Here is a 2718-nt window from a genome sequence, read left to right as displayed (position 1 = left end):
GGTACGACGCCACCTCCGCGCCCTCCAGGAGTCCGGCGCGGAGGTGGCGTCGTACCACATGGCGGTCTTGCCCTGGGTCATGTTGTTCAGGCACTCCGCGAAGCCGGACTGTGCGGCGCCGGACTCGCCGTGCTCGCGGACCAGGTCCACATAGAACTTGACGGCCTTGGTGAACTCGGGGGAGTCCAGCCGGGCCTTCCAGTCCTTGTCGAACCAGGTGCCGCCGAAGGTGTTCACCACCGTGGTGAGCGGGGCCATGACCTCGCCCCAGCCGGGCAGGCCGCGCAGACAGATGCCCTTCATGCCGGGCCTGGCGCCGTCCGCCTTCGCGGCGAGATCGGCCACCTGCTGCCAGGTCGGGTGCGCGGGCATCTTCAGGCCCTTGGCCGCGAAGATGTCCTTGCGGTACATGAGGAAGGACGACTCGCCGTAGAACGGCTGCCCGTACAGCTTGTTGTCGTCGCCGGTGAGCGACTGGCGCATGGGCTTGAGCACATCCTGCTCGTCGTACGCGTGGTCCTTCGCCACATAGCCGTCCATGTCGTGCAGCCAGCCGTTGCGGGCGTAGATCGGGATCTCGTAGTTGGACAGAGTGGCCACGTCGTACTGGCCGGCCTGGTTGGCGAAGTCCTGGCTGATCTTGTCGCGGACGTCGTTCTCGGGCAGCACGGTGAAGTTGACCTTGATGCCCGTCTCCTTGGTGAAGTGGGCGCGCGTCAGCTTCTGCAACTCGGTCATCTGCGGGTTGTTGACCATCAGTACGTTGATGGAATCGCCGCCGGAACCGGTCCCGCCCGCGCCGGCCCAGCAGCCGGAGAGAAGCGGGGCGAGCAGCGTCCCTGCGGCGGCCATGGCGAATGTGGTTCGCGGCCTCCGTCGGCTCGGGGTGCGCATGGATCGCTCCTGGATATATGGGGACAGAAGGGCATGGCCGCGCGTACGGGTGCCCTCGGGGGAGAGGTGGTGCGGAAAGCTGTGTGGTGCGGTGCTGTGTCAGACCCGGATGACCTGTGGCCCCAGGAGTGAGTACCGGTGGGCCTCGGCCGCCGGGAGCTGGGTGCTCGTGACGATGGCGTCCACCGCGCCGACCTCGGCGAACCGGCAGAAGCTCACGGCGCCGAACTTGGTGTGCACCCCGGCGAAGACCGTGCGCCGGGCGGCCCGGATGGCCTGCGCCTTCACCTCGCTGACGGCGGGGTCGGGCGTGGTCAGACCGTGTTCGCGCGAGATGCCGTTGGCGCCGAGGTAGGCGAGGTCCACCACGAAGCCGGCCAGCATCCTGGTCGTCCAGTGGTCGACCGTGGCGAGCGTGCCCGCCCGCACCCGGCCGCCCAGCAGCAGGACCGACACGTTCTCGGCCTCCGCCAGGGCGCCCGCGACGGGCAGCGAGGCGGTCACCACGGTCAGTGCCCGGCCGGTCGGCAGGGCCTCGGCGATGAGCTGGGGGGTGAAGCCCTCGTCGACGAAGACCGTCTCCGCGTCACCGAGCAGCTCGGCCGCGGCGGCCGCGATCCTGCGCTTCTCGGGGACGTGGCTGGTGGCGCGGAAGGCGAGCGTGGTCTCGAAGGCGGCGCTCTCCACCGGGTAGGCGCCGCCGTGGGTGCGGCGCACCAGCCCGTGGTCCTCCAGCGCGCGCAGGTCCCGCCGGATCGTCTCCTTGGCCACGCCCAGCTCGTCGGCGAGCGCGGTGACGTCGACGGAACCGGTGGCCCGCGCCGCGCGCACGATCTCGCGTTGGCGTTCCTCGGCCGTCCTGGTGTTCATGTCGTCACCCGCTCTCGTCATCGAGATGCCCGCTGGGATGCCCGTTCGGGCCCTGGGGGAAGTTCTACAGCGGACGTGCGGCGCTGACCAGGCCTGTTCCACGCCCGATCCTGCCCGTGTGTGCCCGGTCACCTCCCGCCGCGCCCGCCTCGGACCTGCGCGGCAGCGGGGCCCGGGGTGGGAGCGGGCGCGGTGCGTGCCCGAACACGACCGCGGGCGGGCCCGTTCGGTGCCCGCCCGCGATCGTTTTCGGCCGTGGGGACGTTCGGTGGTGGGGTCAGTACGGCCAGATCGGCGGGTCGGTGAGGAAGTGGCCGCCGAGGCGGTCGTGGGCCGGGTTCGCGGGGTCCAGTTCGCCCTGCTCGGCGATGAGCTTCGCGGCGTACGGCTCGGAGTCGTCCTCGGGGGCGTAGCCGAGGGCGCGGGCGGAGGCGAGGTCCCACCACAGGCGGGTGTTGGCGGAGGAGCCGTAGACCACGGTGTGGCCCACATCCTCGGCGGTGAAGGCGGCGTGGAAGAGGCGGGCCGCGTCGGCCGGGCTGAGCCAGATCGACAACATCCGCACGCTGGTCGGCTCCGGGAAGCAGGAGCCGATACGGACGGAGACGGTCTCGATGCCGTGCCGGTCCCAGTAGAGCTGGGCCAGGTCCTCGCCGAAGCACTTGGAGAGGCCGTAGAAGGTGTCCGGGCGGTGCGGGGTGTCCACCGGGATGCGGGGGCCGTGCGGCGCCGGGACGGGGGCGCCGCCGACCGCGTGGTTGGAGGAGGCGAAGACCACGCGGGGGACGCCCTCCAGCCGGGCGGCCTCGTAAAGGTGGTACGTGCCCTCGATGTTGGCCTTCAGGATCTTCTCGAACGGGGCCTCCAGGGAGATGCCCGCCAGGTGCAGCACCGCGTCCGTGCCGCGTACCGCTTCGCGCAGGGCGTCCAGGTCGGCGAGGTCGGCGGTGATGG

The 2718-nt window shown here is 71.0% G+C and carries 3 protein-coding genes; all 3 read right to left on the bottom strand.

The genetic code is table 11. The features are described from left to right. Positions 1-894, bottom strand: an 894-nt coding sequence (locus CCN33_RS25150; RefSeq protein ID WP_140394667.1) for an ABC transporter substrate-binding protein, incomplete at its 3' end; no start/stop codon positions are given. 99 nt (positions 895-993) lie between these two features. Further along, on the bottom strand, positions 994-1764 hold the full coding sequence (locus CCN33_RS32560; protein ID WP_208621883.1) for a DeoR/GlpR family DNA-binding transcription regulator: 771 nt from the start codon (positions 1762-1764) through the stop codon (positions 994-996). Between the two features lie 277 nt (positions 1765-2041). Then, a partial coding sequence (locus tag CCN33_RS25135; protein WP_107483990.1) for an NAD-dependent epimerase/dehydratase family protein occupies positions 2042-2718 on the bottom strand: 677 nt, incomplete at its 5' end.

Origin of the sequence: Streptomyces recifensis (assembly GCF_002154615.1) — a bacterium.
GTDB lineage: Bacteria > Actinomycetota > Actinomycetes > Streptomycetales > Streptomycetaceae > Streptomyces > Streptomyces griseoluteus.
The sequence above is the reverse complement of the archived record's forward strand: the minus strand, read 5'-3'. Positions and strand labels throughout refer to the sequence as shown.